At 60.7% G+C, this 16,692-nt stretch carries 17 protein-coding genes; 9 read left to right on the plus strand and 8 right to left on the minus strand.

The annotated features are described in order from the left end of the window. Positions 1-10: 10 nt before the first annotated feature. From PS060_RS08445 to PS060_RS08470, 6 genes are all read right to left on the minus strand, one after another. Complete coding sequence (locus PS060_RS08445; RefSeq protein ID WP_273982399.1) at positions 11-1,093, minus strand: DUF4268 domain-containing protein; 1,083 nt, start codon at positions 1,091-1,093, stop codon at positions 11-13. Next, positions 1,093-1,620 carry a hypothetical protein gene (locus PS060_RS08450; protein WP_273982400.1) on the minus strand — a complete coding sequence of 176 codons (528 nt, stop codon included), beginning with the start codon at positions 1,618-1,620 and terminating at the stop codon, positions 1,093-1,095. The genes PS060_RS08445 and PS060_RS08450 overlap by 1 nt, the downstream gene beginning before the upstream one ends. After that, complete coding sequence (locus PS060_RS08455) at positions 1,620-1,979, minus strand: hypothetical protein (RefSeq protein ID WP_273982401.1); 360 nt, start codon at positions 1,977-1,979, stop codon at positions 1,620-1,622. Before PS060_RS08455 ends, PS060_RS08450 begins: the two co-directional genes overlap by 1 nt. Further along, the gene (locus PS060_RS08460; protein ID WP_273982402.1) at positions 1,976-3,349 is read right to left on the minus strand and encodes a restriction endonuclease subunit S; all 1,374 of its coding nucleotides are present in this window, start codon (positions 3,347-3,349) and stop codon (positions 1,976-1,978) included. Before PS060_RS08460 ends, PS060_RS08455 begins: the two co-directional genes overlap by 4 nt. Further along, positions 3,346-5,166: a type I restriction-modification system subunit M gene (locus PS060_RS08465; protein ID WP_273982403.1), complete on the minus strand. Its 1,821-nt coding sequence runs from the start codon at positions 5,164-5,166 to the stop codon at positions 3,346-3,348. The genes PS060_RS08460 and PS060_RS08465 overlap by 4 nt, the downstream gene beginning before the upstream one ends. A gap of 350 nt (positions 5,167-5,516) precedes the next feature. Continuing rightward, positions 5,517-6,575, minus strand: coding sequence for a hypothetical protein (locus PS060_RS08470; RefSeq protein ID WP_273982404.1), 1,059 nt, complete (start codon positions 6,573-6,575; stop codon positions 5,517-5,519). A 733-nt stretch (positions 6,576-7,308) separates the two neighbouring features. On the opposite strand from PS060_RS08470, the gene PS060_RS08475 reads away from it, so the two are divergent. The 5 genes from PS060_RS08475 (at position 7,309) to PS060_RS08495 (ending at position 11,811) form a co-directional block, all read left to right on the plus strand. After that, positions 7,309-8,238: a 3'-5' exonuclease gene (locus PS060_RS08475; RefSeq protein ID WP_273982406.1), complete on the plus strand. Its 930-nt coding sequence runs from the start codon at positions 7,309-7,311 to the stop codon at positions 8,236-8,238. Positions 8,239-8,303: 65 nt separating this feature from the next. Further along, positions 8,304-9,320, plus strand: a complete 1,017-nt coding sequence (locus tag PS060_RS08480; protein ID WP_273982408.1) for a hypothetical protein — start codon at positions 8,304-8,306, stop codon at positions 9,318-9,320. A gap of 207 nt (positions 9,321-9,527) precedes the next feature. Further along, the gene (locus tag PS060_RS08485) at positions 9,528-10,289 is read left to right on the plus strand and encodes a hypothetical protein (protein WP_273982410.1); all 762 of its coding nucleotides are present in this window, start codon (positions 9,528-9,530) and stop codon (positions 10,287-10,289) included. Then, the gene (locus PS060_RS08490) at positions 10,282-11,082 is read left to right on the plus strand and encodes a hypothetical protein (protein WP_273982411.1); all 801 of its coding nucleotides are present in this window, start codon (positions 10,282-10,284) and stop codon (positions 11,080-11,082) included. Before PS060_RS08485 ends, PS060_RS08490 begins: the two co-directional genes overlap by 8 nt. Before the next feature lie 168 nt (positions 11,083-11,250). Beyond that, positions 11,251-11,811 (plus strand): hypothetical protein, encoded by a 561-nt coding sequence (locus tag PS060_RS08495; RefSeq protein WP_273982412.1) that lies wholly within the window; start codon positions 11,251-11,253, stop codon positions 11,809-11,811. A 134-nt stretch (positions 11,812-11,945) separates the two neighbouring features. Here the strand turns inward: PS060_RS08495 and PS060_RS08500 are convergent, their stop codons facing one another. Beyond that, positions 11,946-12,449, minus strand: a complete 504-nt coding sequence (locus tag PS060_RS08500; protein ID WP_273982414.1) for a PIN domain-containing protein — start codon at positions 12,447-12,449, stop codon at positions 11,946-11,948. Continuing rightward, positions 12,446-13,528, minus strand: a complete 1,083-nt coding sequence (locus tag PS060_RS08505) for a helix-turn-helix domain-containing protein (protein ID WP_273986893.1) — start codon at positions 13,526-13,528, stop codon at positions 12,446-12,448. Before PS060_RS08505 ends, PS060_RS08500 begins: the two co-directional genes overlap by 4 nt. 136 nt (positions 13,529-13,664) lie before the next feature. On the opposite strand from PS060_RS08505, the gene PS060_RS08510 reads away from it, so the two are divergent. From PS060_RS08510 to PS060_RS08525, 4 genes are all read left to right on the plus strand, one after another. Beyond that, the gene (locus PS060_RS08510; protein WP_273986894.1) at positions 13,665-13,865 is read left to right on the plus strand and encodes a DUF2188 domain-containing protein; all 201 of its coding nucleotides are present in this window, start codon (positions 13,665-13,667) and stop codon (positions 13,863-13,865) included. A gap of 3 nt (positions 13,866-13,868) precedes the next feature. After that, positions 13,869-15,164: a nucleotidyltransferase domain-containing protein gene (locus PS060_RS08515; RefSeq protein ID WP_273982415.1), complete on the plus strand. Its 1,296-nt coding sequence runs from the start codon at positions 13,869-13,871 to the stop codon at positions 15,162-15,164. A gap of 118 nt (positions 15,165-15,282) precedes the next feature. Continuing rightward, positions 15,283-15,648 (plus strand): hypothetical protein, encoded by a 366-nt coding sequence (locus PS060_RS08520; protein ID WP_273982416.1) that lies wholly within the window; start codon positions 15,283-15,285, stop codon positions 15,646-15,648. Then, a complete protein-coding gene (locus PS060_RS08525) occupies positions 15,638-16,663 on the plus strand; it encodes a CBASS cGAMP-activated phospholipase (protein ID WP_273982417.1) in 1,026 nt (341 codons plus the stop codon). The genes PS060_RS08520 and PS060_RS08525 overlap by 11 nt, the downstream gene beginning before the upstream one ends. Positions 16,664-16,692 lie beyond the last annotated feature (29 nt).

Here is a 16,692-nt window from a genome sequence, read left to right on the forward strand (position 1 = left end):
CTTGCCCCCCTCACCGCAGCCGTGCCAGCCGCGGCCCCATCGCAGCTTCCAGCCGGATCATTGCATCGACCATGTTGCTGTGAATCTCCGGCCATTCCTCGCGATTGGAGCGGTAGCCGCCGGCGACCTGAATGCCGATCAGCGTGCCCATCTGCCCTTCGATCTGCCGCCAGATCATTGGCAGACCAACCTCCTGCTCGATTTCCGGCCGCTGCTCATGCAATGCCTGAAAAGCAGGAATGTCGTCGGCGATCCACAGGTGGACCTGCGAGTCCTGCTGGCGGATATTGTAGATGTAAGAGAAGCCCTGCCGCCCAGCCGACGCTGCAATCCAGTTTTCGCGTGTCGGATTACGGCCGGCGTGAAGCGGCGTTCGCGTCGCCGCATACGGTAGCAACGCTGACCAGAATTCGATCCTCTGATCATAGCGTTCGGTTCGTTCCCGGCGTTCGGCCTGACGCTTCACGCCGATACGGGTCTGGAAACTTGCCGTCTCGGGCAGCGGGATCAGCTGCTGCACATCCAACAGCACGCGGCCATCGGCCAGCCGGTAAGGCTGAAGCCGCACACAGCGAACGTCGATGTTGCGGTCACGCAGCCACAGAACGGTGGTAGTCAGCTCCCGGCTGAAGTTCGCCGAGGCGAGGATGATCCGCGTATCCTGGCCGAACTGCTCTTCGTTCGGGCTATCCCACCCTAGGAATTGCAGGATGCCGGTGAGAGCGTCGTCATGATCTGGCTGCCCGGGGTTCAGATAGCGGGCATAGGTCTCGACCAGCTGCTCGAAGGTCATGGCGGAGATCATTGCGGCATAACGCAGCGCTTGCAGCTCCATGTGGCCGCCATCCTCGGTGCGCTTCAGCTCGACCACCACCAGATTGGCGTCCGTATCGATGCACAACAGGTCGATGCGGCGAGAGCTGTCGATCCAGTCGCCGAACTCCTCTGCGATCACCATCAGGCCGGGGTCGAGCACGCTGATGTTGGCCTTCAGCAACTGCTGGATGTGTCGGCGCTCATGGATGTTTTCCGCACTGAAGCTCGTTGCCGATACCGGCACCAGTTCATTTTCGGTCAGCGCGTAAATCGGCATCAGTGTTTCCCCTTCAGCCCCAGCTGCGCAAAGGCGGCGACGACATCCGGTTTCATGGTGAAGCGGCTTGTGGCATCGTCGAAGTCGGCCAGAATGCCGGTGTAGAACTTACCATTCGGCGTCATCGCCTTGGGCGGTTGACCGAGATAGACCCCGCGATTGGCGCACATGGTGCCGAAGTGCAGGTGCCAGCTCATGCCCTTCCAGCCGATTTTCTCGGTGAGCTCACCAGATGTCGAGTGCGGGTTGTCTAGCAGCACCTGGATCAGCTTCTGCTCGGTGTCGGTCATCGGCTCTGCCTTGAATGCCTTGATGACCCGTGCCGACGGCTCCATGCCTGCGACTTCAGCGATCAGCTCGGCGTGCTCGCTGGCCTCCATCTCGCCCAAAGCAGACAGGAACTGCTGCGCTTCAGCCGCTTTCTTCGGATCGGCACTTTCTGATTGCTCGATGGCGTTGAGACGCATCTGCTTTCGCTGTGCGGGCGTTCTGCGCGGCAGACCCTCAATGATCTTTCCTACGTCCATCACCTATCGAACTCCTTCCCGCCGGTGCTCATGGTGTAGGCGAAGTGCAGGTAGGGCAGGCGGATGATGATGCGATCTGTGGGGGCCTGCCCCATCGCCATGGCGCGGCACATCAGCGAGACGCCGCCCGTCCGTTCGAGGCAGATTGCATCCGCAGAGTTGAAGAAGGGTTCACCGCTGTTGCGCCAGACGATGGCGGTTGCGCCTTCGGGGAGGGCACCAATCGGCTGCACGGTGTAGAAGCCACAAACGGCATAGAACAGGCCCGTGAAGCCAGCTGTGCCGATCAGCCACCATTTGGCTTTGCCGCTCTTGGGCTCCGTGGTTTCGGTGGTCGTTCCGGCTTCTTCGATTGTCATGCCGTCTCCATTTTAACGGAGGCATCGACCAGCCCGCGCACGTCGATCTTGCCGGTGACGGCGGCGGAGATCAGTGCGGCGCGGCGCTCTTGCAGAAGGGTGATGGCGGATTGAGCTTCATCGATCAGGCGGTCGAAATCTCGGGTCTGATGTTCGATGTGCTCGACCAGTTCACTTTGCTCGTCCATCGGCGGCAACGGTATTGCCACGTCCTTCACGTTGCCGCAGTTCAAATGCGGATGAAGGGCACCTGTCTGGATCGCGAGCAACGAGTTCAGCCCATAGGGACTGTTCAACACCCATGCCAGCCACTCCCCTTGCAACCAGCCGTCTGTCGGACTGACAATGATGAGAGCATGACAATTGCATCCAGCGAATTCCGGTGGGACCACCGCTACTTGACCTATGTCGCCGGTCTGCACGATGAGAACATCCCCGGCTTTCAGGATGGATTTGGCGTGTTGCTGGCTCCAATCTTCTGTGACGTAATAGGGCGAGTGGAAGTTGATCCGATTGCGCTTGATGTGGAGTGACTGCAGGTAGCGGACGCCATCATCCACAAGGATGTCACGCGTTGGCCCGACGTAGCCGTTGGTTATCTTGGTGCTGACCGATCCAATGCTGCGCACCTCCCAATGCACCGGGATTTCGCCGAGCCATTCGATGCCGCTGTCCTTCATTGGGGCGTCGGGGTTGAGGCCCTTGATGACGGCGTGGGAGATGACCGCCTGCCGCTTTTCCTTGAGCAGCTCGATCAGGCGCTCCTGCTCCGCCACCAGCGCGTCGATCTTGGCCGTTTCCTTGTCGAGGAAGGCGGCGATGGCGGTTTGTTCCTCGATAGGAGGAAATGCGGCTAGTTCGTCGAGATACTGGGTCTGGTCGAGGTTCTGAATGCCGGAGGTTTGCTTCACCGATCGGTAGTTCAAGCGCACAGCGTATGCCGCCGCATGGACGTATGCCCAGAACAAGGAGCACATGCTCGGTGCAAGCTGCATTCGGGCGACAAAATTGGAGCAGATCGCAGGTTCAGAGTGCGTGTATCGAACCACTGCACCGACAACTTGCTTCTCACCCCCGCCGGATTTTTCCAAGAGAAGGTCGCCAGGTCGAACGATACGGCTTTCGCGATCTTGTTCGCGGACGTTTCGATAGGTGGGCGATGTCAGATCGACCAATGCGGTTTCACGGATGAAGTCTGCGACCCTCACGCAGATTATGTCGTTCTCGTCTCCTTGTGGCTCATCCCCCCAAATGCCGTTGCGGCAATCGGCGACCGAGTTCTTCAGGCGGGTCACGGGCCAGTGCACCGGCACCTCGCCCAGCCACGGCACCCCGCTGTCCTTGTATTCGGGATAGGCGGGAAAGCTCACGCCGCCAGCTCCCGCAGCATACCCTGAATGCGCGCGGTGACTTCGGCCAGATCGGCATCGATCTCCGCCAGCGGTCGCGGCGGCTCGAAGACGTAGAAGTGCCGGTTGAACGGGATTTCATAGCCGATCTTGGTCTTGTCGTGATCGATCCAGGCGTCGGGCGCGTGAGGCTTCACCTCCCGCTCGAAATAGGCGTTCACGTCCTCGGACAGCGGCACGTTTTCGGTATCGCGCAAGGCGCTATCGGCCTGCGGCTTGCCCTTGGCCTTGCCGCGCTGGCCGAGCACGATCTTGCCGTCCTCGTCGCGCAAGGGCCGCTCAACCGTGATGGTGCGATAGCCGAAGCTGGCATTGTCGAAGATGCGGCTGAGCGGGGCGAGCTTGACCTTGCCGCCCGCCGGCGCTGCTGGCGGGGTCTCGCCAGTGCGCACAACCTGGCGGGCGATCTCCTTGCCGTTGGCGTCCAGCACGCTCGCCAGCTCCGCCTCGACGAAAGCGCCGAACAGCTGGGTGACCTCGGCAATCTGGTCATCGCTCATCTGCTTGCGCTTGGAGCCCAGAGACTTGCGCATCTTCTGCCAGAAGCTGCTGGCGTCGATCAGCTGCACCTTGCCCGCGCGGGCAGCGGGCTTCTTGTTCGACAGCACCCAGACATAGGTCGCGATGCCGGTGTTGTAGAACATGTCGGTGGGCAGGGCGATGATCGCCTCGACCAGATCGTTCTCCAGCACATAGCGGCGGATCTCGCTCTCCCCGCTGCCCGCACCGCCGGTGAACAGGGGCGAGCCGTTGAGGACGATGCCGAAGCGGCAGCCACCCTCGGCATGAGGGCGCATCTTCGACAGGAGGTGCATCAGGAACAGCAGCGAGCCATCCGAGACCCGCGGCAGGCCTGGGCCGAAGCGACCAGCGAAGCCAAGCCGCTGGTGCTCGTCCTGCACATCCTTCTGCACCTTCTTCCATTCCACGCCGAACGGCGGGTTGGAGAGCATGTAATCGAAGGTCTGCGCCGGGTGGCCGTCATCTGACAGGGTGTTGCCCTGCACGATGCGGGCGATGTCCTGCCCCTTGATCAGCATGTCTGCCTTGCAGATCGCGTAGGATTCCGGGTTCAGTTCCTGCCCAGACATGGTGAGCTGCGCCTGCGGATTGTGCTCGTGCAGGTATTCACCCGCGATCGACAGCATCCCGCCGGTGCCCGCTGTTGGATCATAGATCGAGCGCACGACGCTGGGTTTGGACAGCACATCATCATCCTCGGCGAAGATGAGGTTCACCATCAGCCGGATGACTTCGCGAGGGGTGAAATGCTCCCCGGCAGTCTCATTCGAAATTTCCGCGAACTTGCGGATCAGCTCCTCGAAGACGAGGCCCATCTGGTTGTTGTCCACCCGATCGGGGTGAAGATCGATGCCGGCGAAGCGTTCGGTGACCTGGTAGAGCAGGCCATTCTTGGCAAGGCGATCGATCTGGGCGGCGAACTCGAACTGCTCGAAGATGTCGCGCACTTCGGGTGAGAAGCCTTGGATATAGCTCAGCAGATTGGTGGCGATGTTATCCTGATCGCCGATGAGCTTGACCAGATCGAGCGGGCTGCGGTTGAAGAAAGTGTTGCCCGCTGCGCGTGTGAGCATGGGGTCGGGCAGGTTCTTTCCTGCCGCTTCGAGCACTGCTGGCTTGGTGGGCGCAAGCACACAATCGAGGCGCCGGAGCACCGTGAAGGGCAGGATGACGCGCCCGTATTCCGATTGCTTGTAATCCCCGCGCAGCAGATCTGCCACGGACCAGATGAATGCCGAAAGCGATTGGTGGTTCACGAAATTCCCCTTGCGTGAGGCAGTTAGTGCCGCAGCCAGCGTGCAGGGGCAAGGGTGGAATGGGGTTTCGAGAGGCCTCGGCGATCAGAGTTTTGCGGAGCAGGACGTGGCGCTAAGCCCGCAGTTATGGCGCCAGTCAGGAATCATCTACGCGGTCTGAAACCCGTCGCAAGCACTGCGCAGACTCCGGCAAAGCCGAGGTCTGGCACCCGCAATCGACCGGGAAGGGGCCTTCGAGTTCGCCATAAAAGCGTGAGATCAGCGATGGAATCGGTCTGGTAATGGCGCTGCATTCACGCGCCGACCGAGCGATGTGACGGCCGAAAACTACAATCGGAAGATCCGCCGCATCAAAGATACGGCGGCTTTTTTGGCGGTTCGAAACTCCCACCAGGCGCCAAAAATCCTTGTTCGATAAGATACTCCAACGCTTCCCTGAAGTCCTCGATCGACTTGAATACGGGGCGTCCATGGGTATCGATTCCAGCGCCCGAGAGTGCCAGCATCTTGGCCGACCACCACAGTTTCTTGTGCGCCTCATGGCGTTCGCCCGGCGTCGATCGCTGCACAGGTTTCACGAGAGTGCGCAGGGTTTCTTTCAATCTCGTCTGCAGCTTCTGCGTTTCTACAAACTGCCTTTCCTCCAGGTAGGGCGAGCCTAGATCGCCCAAATCTTCCCGCAACTGCTCGTCAAATTGCTCGGCCGTGATGCTGGCGGCCTCTCTCAATTCTTCGCGGGAGACGCCGTCCCGAGCGAAATGATCAGCGACCACATCGATGATTTTGGCCAGCAGTGTGTTGCCTAAACGCATATCGTCGCGCTGGACTCCGGCCCTGTTCATCACCGCTACAAGGGGCAACAGGAACTTCGGCAACTTGTATCGCCACTGTTCTGCAACCGTATACCGGCGGGCCAACTCAGCCGTTAACGCGCGTCGGGCATTGTCATGTTCCGCAAGCTGGAGCGCCACCAAACCCCGCAAACGTTCATTTGCAACGTAAGCCGCAAGCAGGCGTTCATCGCTCTGATAAAGGTCAGCCAACTTCGCGTCAGATCGGGTTGCGTTGTCGCCGAGAACATCCAATTGCACCTTGGTTGGCTTCATGTGAAGCGGCAAGGGCGCTTTCGCATCACGCTCCAAAAGAGCGACAAGGCGAGCCGTCACATCATCATTTTTCGACATCCGATGACGCGGCGGCATGAGCGATGCGAGGTCATCAGTGATGTGCTTGGCGAGCAATGAATCAACACCGAGTTCAGCAAAGAGCCGCGCAAGGATCGCTTTGCGAGACCGACCGTCTCGCCGGTCGGCATTGCGGTCTTCATCATTTGTCCCAGCCGATGAAGCGGCCAGATTGTCTGCTTCGCCGGCTTCGGAATCACCAGCTGGTTGATCGTCAGAGTGCATGCTCATCGTCCCTCGTCATCACGCGCCAACTTCATGGTTCGCGCCACTAGTTCGTGGCAATATGCTAATAAAGAACGATAAATTCAAGGGGCGGGCAAATTTGCGCGGCAGTCGCTAAAAGCCATTCAGGCGGCGGTCCGCGGCAGTGTTTCGTGGCAAATATAGGATTTTTGCCGCAGTCTGCGGATGAGGTTCGTGGCAAAGCGGCTCAAGGATAAGCGGTCTGCGCGCCCAGTTCGTGGCAAAAACCAGAGCTAAATTTTGAGGCGAAATACCTCAAAAAGGTCCGCACCCGTGCAGACCTATTTGTGATGCGCAATACCACAAAAAGGGGCGCACCTGTGGTTCACCCCTTTTTTGTTCCGCCTTTCCGGCTCTGCCAGCCTGCAAGGGTAGTTCGCTACGCTCACACGTCGCCGGCCGGTAGGCCAGCTCCTTTCGGCAGCAAGCACGGCCTTGGCGCTATACCAGATTGGGCAGATTTGAAAAGCTGCCTTGCTGCCGGATGCGGACGACGCGGTCGTCCTGGGGCGCTTCGCTTGGGGAGTGCCCATGCGGGCAGGTGTGATCGGGCGGGGCGGCGCACCGCCGCCCAATCGGAAATCTCATAGCAGAAGGAACGGGAAAGAGACCTGCCGTGAAACCGGCAGGGTGAAAGGAAAAGGAAGCTGTGAGCATTGCAGCTCGGCCTTCGCCTCGCGCCGGTTTCGGTAACCGAAACTGGAGAACAAATATGATGAATACGAGCCATCTCGACCCGGCCAGCGAAGCGTTCGCGGACCGGCTCGCACAGGATCCCGACTATCGGATCCTACGAAAACTGCCCCGACCATTTTCCGAGATGACTGGCGAAGGCGGCCCGCCCGAAGGCATGTGCGTGGCGCTGGTTGATACCGAAACGACCTCGCTTGATGCCGAAAACGGCAAGATTATCGAGATCGCGGTCAAACTGCTGTGGCTTGACGAAACTGGCGAATTGCTGGGCCATTTCCCCATCTTTTCGTGGCTCGAAGATCCCGGTCACCCACTGGACCCGGAAATCTCCCGCATCACCAGATTGCGGGATAGCGATCTGGCGGGGAAGGCAATTGACGATGAAGCGGTGGTGCGTTTGCTCGGCCGAGCGGATCTGATTGTCGCGCATAATTGCGCATTCGATTTGCGCTGGATCGAGAAGCGCTGGCCGCAACTTTCGGGAATGCCGTGGGCCTGTTCCTGCTCAGAGATTGATTGGCCCGCGCTAGGCTTCGAAGGACGAAGCCTGCAATTCCTGCTGCAGCAACATGGCTGGTTTTCGATCCCGCACCGTGCAGCCGGTGACGTGTGGACCCTGTTCACTTTATTGCAGCAGGTTCGTCCAGATCCGCACGAAGCGCGAGATCAATTTGGCGAACATCGCGATTCCAAAATGCGCACGCATTTGCAGCGGCTGCTTGAAGCAAGTGCGCGACCCAGCGTGAAAATCATGGCGGTGGGCGCACCGTTCAATTCGCGCCACCTGCTGCAGCAACGTGGCTACCGATGGGATTCCGATGCGCAGCGGAAATTCTGGTGGCGAGAGGTCAATTCCGACGAGGTCGAAGCGGAATTAATCTGGTTTCGCCGCAACGCAATTCCCGCACCGCGCTGTTTGCCAATCACCGCACGTCAGCGTCACCGCTGATCGAAATTCAAGCTCACCAATCAGGCCCGCCATGCGCGGGCCTTTTCAATTTCAAGGACACACACATGAACAATATGAACGACAATGCTGAATCGGAAATGCGCGCAAATGCGATTTCAGAACTTGCTGAAATGCGCGACCAGCCTGATGCGCAGAATTGCCAACGGCCGTGCGAGCAATTCGCGGATCCAGTGAATCAAATTCCGCGCATTCGCCGTGAGGATGATGACGCGGAATTTCTCCACGAAGCGTTGGCAATTGCGCTCGAGCGCGATGCGAGAATTTTCACTGCGCGTGGAAAAAGCAGCGACGGTCAGCAACGCAAATCGCTGCGCCTGATCGTGTGCGATTTCGAGTATCTTTATGATCGCAGTGCCTATGCCGGTTACGCCGTCAGCGAAGGCAAAAGCGGTCGCACCGATCTGCGCTGGCCGTTTCACCGGGTCGCAGCTGCGTCGTGGATTGTGCTGCGATTTAACCCGGATGGCGATGTGCCGGTGGTCGAGGAATGCGTCGTCATCGCCAATGATGAATCGGACGAGCGCGCAATCGTCATCCGCTTTTTCGACGCGTTGCAGCGATACCCCGACGCGGTGCTCACCACGTGGGGCGGCGAGTTCAAGGATCTGGCGGTGCTGCGGAAATGTGCAGGCGAGTTCGGCTTGCTGCTTCCCGACCAGCTGCGCGTTCTCAACCCCTATGCATATGCCCGGCTCGATCTGTGCCAGGCAGTGACCGGCAAGGCAAAGCCAGTGCATCTGCCCGAATACGCGATGGGTGCGTCTATCCCCGCCAAACCGTCGCCGAGCAAATGCATCGGCCCGATGGTTGAACAGGGCAAGTGGTGCGAGGTGCGCGACCAGTGCCTCGCCGACGTTCTGACGGCTTGCGTCGTCGCTCTTCGCCACCTGCATTCACAAGGCGTGATCGCCTGTCATCCGCAACGCAGCCTTGAGGTGCTGGCGGAGGCAGCTGGAAGGACGGCGCCCGCTAGCGCCTTCGTGCGCAACAGCTTTGCGCCTTGGGCAAGGGGTCAGCTTGCCGCTTCGAACTTGCGCGGCGTGGTGCACCGGGCTGCCTGAGCTGCATCGGCAGAGTGCCGCCTACGATCCAACTCGCAACAAGGAGAGCCCTATGACCTGATCACCATCCATCACTGCCCGGGCGCTCTGCGCACCGCCCGGCGCCGCATCACATCGCGCAGTCCAATCGCTTCTGACATCAAGAAGCATATCCGCCGCAGGTCCATTCCGGACGCTGCGGCTTTTTTGTATCAAGGAAACATATAGATGACCAAGTCAACCAAGCCTCCCCGCCGCCGTGCGGGGAGCAAAAGCCGCAGCCTTGTGCCGGTGGCACCGCGCTCGACGGCCATTGCCATGCCCGAACAGCTGATCCTGGTCGGTCACACGATCGACCCCGAGCAAATCACGCAGATCCCTGAGCGCAGGCCTTATGGTGAGGGGCCATGGCGTGATGAGCCCGACAGGATCGCCTGGCGCGATCCCGCGACCGGCTATTCCTGTCTGATCCTGCGGCAAGCCGATGGCACCTTGTCAGGCTATGTCGCTGTTACCCCGTCGCACCCGCTGTGGTGCTATGAGCGGGACGCGATTCCGGCTGAGCTTGGCATCTCGCCGCACCGGGGGCTCGATTATTCGGCGTTGTGCGATCAGGACGCGCCGCCGATGCTTAAGATATGCCACGTGCATCACCACGCGCGGTCACGCCAGAACGCTCCTACCACGGCAGACAGCGATGCCAGCGGTGGCCGCGATGCATGGTGGTTCGGGTTCGATACGAACAAGCCGGGGGATCTTCTGCCCCACGGCTACGCGCGCAACGATCACAACAGGGAGGCAGGGAGGAAGGTCTACCGCGACCTGTCCTACGTCGCCGGAGAAGTTGTTGACCTCGCGGCCCGGCTGAAGGCGCTGGAGGATGAAACGGCCAGCCTTGGTGGTGACGCAGCTGCCGGGGCGGGTGTGCCGCTCGTCCTTGATGGCAAGCCCATGGCGCTCCTCCCGCGCAAAGGAGGCGGCCATGACTGATTTTGCACCCGATCCCTGCGGCTATGCTGCCCGGCGCAATGAGCAACTTCCATGGGGCTATTGGGCTCGCCAGGATCCCGCGATCGATGGTCTCATCGACGAGGATGGCACTGTGTGGCCCAGTCTGCGCCACTACTTCTGGCAAGCCCGCCTCGGAATGCCAAGCCTCGGCTCCTATAAGGTCGACGAGGGCTGCGAGCTGCTGCTGAGCATTCTGCACGCCTTGATGAACCGCATGACGGGTTTCGAGGCCGCCGTCGCCGACCTGTTCGGCGGGGGCTGGCAGAGCCAGCGCCACTACATGGCATGGTTGCAAGGCCAGGGAATGATCAAGGACCGGGAGGTGACCGTCGAGGGGCGGGCGGCTGCGCGCATGCTCGCGGCAACTCGGTCGGTAAATGCCCCCGATCTTGCGCCGCTCGACTTTCCGACGCTCGCCGGCATGAACGGGCTCGATGGGGGCACAACCCGAAAAGAGCGCGAACAGGTCATGGCTGCACAGGAGGCGCTCGGCAGGGCGCTGCGGTATCGGTTCGTGCGCGAACCGGTCGCAGGCAAGTCCGGGATCAAGTTGATCGGGCACGAAATGGGTGACGCCATCCCGCTCACCCGGGTGCTGTGGGCGTTGTCGTTCCCCGATGATTATGCCCGCGACCGGCTGTTTGGCTGGCTGGCCCACCATATCGACCGCTGGCAGGCCTGGGGCGAGATGGCGGCGGACGGCGGATCGCGGGCACTCACCGAGCATCTGCTGCTGCTCCGATTTGCGGACGAGAGGATCGATCTCGGCTGACCGGTGGGAAGGGGGGTGTAGCCCTTCCGGCACCATCCTCTTCCCTCACATCGAACGCCGTCGTCTTCATCGCCGGCGGCATAATAATCAATCACCCCGCATCAGCAGGCGGCGTCTCCTCGGAGGCGCCGCCTGTCTGCGTTTGCGGCTCAAGGAAACACACTCAACATGAAGCCCGATCGTCATCCCCAAGCCCTGATCTCCCTCTCAATCATCCGCACCCGCCCTGAAACCGACCCGCGCTCGGCGATCAGTTCGCTCGCGCTGTTTACCGTTCAGCGGCGTTCCCGCCTCGATGTCGCCTTCGCGCTTGAGCATCATTTCTTCGACCCCGAGGATGACGCCGCTGACATCCTTCAAGGGGCCGCTCGCTCCATTCCCGCTGATGCCACCGTGCTGATCAGGCAGGCCCGCGAGGCACCGGCGGATACCGCTGGCAACCCGACCGATGCCGTCGTTCTTGCTCGGGCGCTCGACGCCAACACCGTCATCGCCTTCGATGCCGACGAGCACGAGCTCGCCGAAGCCGGAATGTTGATAGGCCTCGATATGCCCGGGCGAGGGTCAACGCCGTTGCGCTGGCGTCGCCGGGCGCCGCTCCATGCGCAGGCCATGTGGGTGATGTATGCCGCTTCTTTCTGCTCCGCCAAGGAGCAGCGGGCATTGTTCTCGGCACACCTCGCATGGTGCGCGCTCCAGCGGGCGAGGCATGGAGTGGGGGCAGGGTGAGGGGGTTACCAGCACGCCGCTACCGGTCAGGCCTTTCAGCGCATCCTCGGCCATCCCACCGCAAGGAGGCTGTCAGCAACGAGCCTGAGATTAAATGTCCGCTTTAGCTGGAAGCCATAATGTCGGGTTCGGGATCAAACCAATCGACCCTGACGAATTGTAATTTCGCGTTGCGGCAACCGGACGGCTGGATCGGTGCTCCAAATGCTAAGCGCTCTTCGCAAGACTGTCACATCACACGCTTCTGAAGCGAAAAGATGATCGAAAATCCACAAAACGCCATGGACTTCTACGCGCTGGGCTTCTGCAACCGAACGCAACTCCCCGTCGCCCGTGAGCAAGACAGCATCTCCGTGGCCGATGGCGCTTACGAGACAGAAACAATCGTTCGCCGATAAACGCGGAAAGGCGCGCCTTACTGCGAAGGCTTCGCCAACCATGTCGGGCGGGAGGTCAAATACCTCAAAGCCCGCCGCTTCGAGCGTCGCCCAATCCTGACCGGAAAAGCTCAGCATTTCCTCTTCGCGGATCGGCAGAGGCACGATCCATCGAAACGGCAGCGCGCCGAGGACGTGCAGCAATTCACCCTTCTTGAGGTCAATCAGCGCACTGGCGTCGTTGACGATGACGCAGCTCACGCGGCAATTGGTCCCCGCAGTCCGTGTTCGACAGCTTGAAGCGAGGTGCCCAACAATTTCGCGGCGCGGATGCTAGAAATCATGTCTTCCGCAAGCGCCCTGTAAACAAGGCTCTCATAGCGCGCAGGCCGCTCCATTTCGGCGAGATCGCCGTTCCTGGGCAGTTCGTCCGGTTCGGCCCAGCGCCAACCCCGCGCGTAAGTTCGGAACGCGTATTCGACAGTCCCCTGGTCGAGAATACCGGTCTGCTGGAGACGCATCAGCAGCATTGCGGCCGAAACGCCATACATGTGCTTTAGGCGCATAATCTCGTGATAGGCGACCTGTGCTCGCCGCTCGCCGACTTCGCGCTTCAAATGTGCCTCGGGAACGAGAAAGGCTCCCGCGAAGCGGTCCATGGCCTTTTCGAGAGTTAGGCCAATATCTCCCACCGCTGGGATGAGGCGGTGAGCCAGTTCGTGCGCCAAGGTGAAACGGCGGCGCTCCAGATTGATATCGGTAGAGACCACGATAGCCGCTACTGGCGGCCGACCGTCGTTGCGCTCGACCCAGCAGGTCATGCCCGACACCTTGGCGGAGAGCGGGGCCTCGATCACGCGCACACCCCGATCTTCGAGGAGCTGGGTGACGCTTGGAATGGCATCCTCCCCCAAGGCCCATTCCTCTCTAACCTTCGCGGCCAGCGCGTCGATTTGCTCGGGCGCGTCGATACGGGCGCCGCCAACGCCAGCAAGCACCGGGCCGTCGGCTTCGATCTCGACAATCTCTTCGATCGCGAGATAGTTTTCTAGGCGCTCGATTACGGTAGCCTCGACGCGCGCACGATCAGCCGCGGAGGTGCCCGCACCCTTGCGAAACTCGACGCCCGATAACGCCGCGACCTGTGCACCCATGAGAAAATCCATGGACACGGACAGCGCCCGTGAGAGCCCGAGCAGCACTCGCGAACTCGGCATCATAGCGTCATTTTCGTATTTGCTGAGCGCTTGCGCCGAGACCGGCGGGTCCATTTGTGCCGCGAGATCGCGCAGCGACAGGCCAGCCTTCGCGCGCGCCAATTTTAGACGTCCTCCCAGCATATTGCCGACCTTTCCGAATGTTGGTGAGGCGGTTGACGTTCCGCCGTTGTTCTTGTAATTTGTAAACACAAGCGCGACAAAAGGTCAAGCTAAACTTTGAGAAGGGAGCGTGGTGTCCAAGAAAAATCAGCATGTTGTGCCGCATTCGGGCGGTTGGGCGGTCAAGGGCGAAGGCAATGTAAAAGCTTCCTCTGTCCACTCAACCCAGAGTGCCGCAGAATCTGCGGCGCGGCGATCCGCGATCCGCACCGGGTCGGAAGTGTTCATCCATGGCCGGGATGGGCGCATCCGCGAACGAAATACCTACGGCCGAGATCCCTTCCCTCCCAAAGGATAGGCAATGGCCACTTCCCCCTCCTCTCATCCTGACACTTCGACCCTCGACGAGATTCTGCTGGATCTCGCCGCGCTCATTGAACTCAGCCCTTATGACCGGCGCGTCGCAGAAAGCCGCTATCGCCGTCTCAAGGAACACATCGAGCGGCCTTCAAGCACCCTTCGGTCCTACCTGATCGACGGAGAAAGCCTGATCTATGCTCAGGGATCGGTCGCCACCAGCACCACGGTCCTGAGCGGCGACCAGGATGATCGCTTCGACATCGACGCCATCGTTGAGATCGATGTCCCCCTCGATTGGAGTGACGATCGTGCCCTCGACGAGCTTTTCGTGACATTGCAGGGTTTCCCCGGCGTCGAGAAAATCACCCGCTGCACCCGGTGCGTGCAGATGCAGTTTGCCTTCATGCACATGGATGTCACGATCATGGATCGGCGGGCGCGCATCGCGGGGGCTAGGCCGGGTCACATCTTCCACTCGCCGGACACCGGCGCGTCTTACCGTGTCGATTCTAACCCGTGGGGTTTTACCGACTGGTTCCGGAGCCAAGTCGGCGTTGGCGAGGCGGCCTTCGCCGAAAAGATGCGGGCTGCGCGCGATGCTGCAAGCATTCGCCGCCTCAAGTTTATCGACGACCGCGAGCGCCAAATCCTTGCCAACGCCGAGCAGGTGCCCCTGCCTCCGGCTATCCCGACGAGGATCGACGCTCAGGAGGTCGTCGCCCTCAAGCTTCTCAAGCGCTATCTCAATCTGCGCTACACCAATTCGGCGCTCAAGCGCCCGCCCTCGGTTTGGATCACCAAGCTGACCGCCGATATCGGTTACGATCCCCGAGGCTTGTCCCACCAGCTCTTCACCCTCGCTAGCGGCATCTCCGCCAACCTTCGGATGCATCTGGTCAACGGCACTTTGCCGAACGAATTGAACCCGCGCTACGAGCCTGATCGGATCAACGACCGCTGGCCGCGCCCCCTGCCCGCTGGCCGCACGGACATGGAGTGCCTGGTCGATCATCTCGACGCATTGAAGGCGGCCTTGAACAAGATGCTCTTCGCCACCCAGGAGGACATTCTCAAGGAAATCGACCGGATGTTCGGCGAGACCTTCGGCGCAGCCGAACGCGAAATCCTCAAAAAGCGGTATGACCGGCGCGAGCGCAACTCGGGGATTCTCATCAAGCCAGGCTCCGGCGGCATCTTTGCCCCAGCACTAGTCAAGACACAGCCGGAACTGCGGCCCGTGCCCCAGCACCGCTTCCACCCCGCGTTGTGGCCGCTGCGAGGTCAGGATGACGAATGACGTTGCCCGGTCCACCCACGCACAGCTGAGGGCCATGCGCGCTACGTGGCCCGACTTTGCTGCGACAAAGCGGGGAGACGGGCTCGTGATCTGGCAAGGCGCAATCAGGCCTCGCGGCATGGTCTACAGGCTGCGCGTATTCTGGTGGCCGGGCCACATCGACCGTCCCTACGTCATGGTCGCAGACCCGGAAATCCGCCCGCGCGATGGGCTGACCTACACTGACATTCCGCACCTGATGTTCAATGCAGAAGACCCCGTGCTGTCGGGCCTCTGCCTGTTTGATCCGGCGGGCAAAGAATGGACTCCCGCCGACCTGATCGCTGACACAACGGTTCCTTGGGCCGCCGAATGGCTGCACTATTACGAGCTCTGGCATGTTACCGGCGAGTGGCTGGCACCTGGCGTTGGGCCGGAGTGTGCTGCATCTCTATCGCATGGCGAAGCGCGAGCCATCGAAGAGGCAGCAGCCCATGTTCACTGATCGCAGGGTCAACACCCGGACAACCAAGCGCGAACGCCAGCCTTGGCCCGCACGGCGTCCCTTCAAGATTCTCGCGCTCGACGGGGGCGGGATAAAAGGGCTCTTCACCGCGCACCTGCTGCGCCATTGCGAGCAGAACCTCGCCAAAGGCAAGCCGCTTGCGGACTACTTTGACATGATCGCTGGCACGTCGACGGGCGGCATTATTGCGCTCGGCCTTGGGCTCGGGCGCACGACGGAAGAGATCGTCAGCTTCTATGAAACCGACGGACGGCGGATTTTTCCGCCCTACCCCGCGACCGCGCTCGGTAAAGCTTGGCGCTTGGTCTCTTCGTTTTTCCGACCCATACTCAACCACGAAGAGCTTGAGGTAGCCCTCAAGCGCCGCTTTTCTGATGACACACTTGGACAGGCAGGCCCTCGCATCGTCGTCCCTGCCTTCATGATGCCCAAGACCGAAATCGCTGTGTTCAAGACTGACCACCACCCGGACTTTCGCAATGACCACGCGACCCCGGCATGGAAGGTGGCGCGCGCGACATCCGCCGCGCCCACTTATCTCAAGGGCCATGAGCACGCCGAAAGCGGACAGATTTTCATCGATGGGGGTGTCTGGGCCAACAACCCTGTCATGGTCGCCATTGTCGATGCGCTGACATGCTACGACATCACGCTGGATCAGATTGAGGTCCTGAGCATCGGCACGGGGAATCCTCCCTTCGAGTTATCACGCAACAGGGTCTTCGCCGGTTTATTGGCCTGGCGGGAGGTCATCATGGCCGCCATGTTCCTCACGACTGACAATGCGACGGCCCAGGCCATGCTCTTGCTCGGCCCGGACAATCTGCTCCGGATCGAGCCTTCGGATGAAGCCGCCACGATCAAGCTTGATGACTTTGACCGTGCTCAGGCCGAGCTCCCGCCCTTAGCATCTGCGCATTTCGCCAGTTACGGCCCTGCTCTCGCAAAATTTTTTGAGCAGCCTGCGACACCCCGTGAAAAGTTCTATGCCTGATTTGCACGAGCCAAAAACCTGAGAGGCAT

Origin of the sequence: Erythrobacter sp. BLCC-B19 (genome assembly GCF_028621955.1) — a bacterium.
In the GTDB taxonomy this organism is placed as follows: Bacteria; Pseudomonadota; Alphaproteobacteria; order Sphingomonadales; family Sphingomonadaceae; genus Erythrobacter.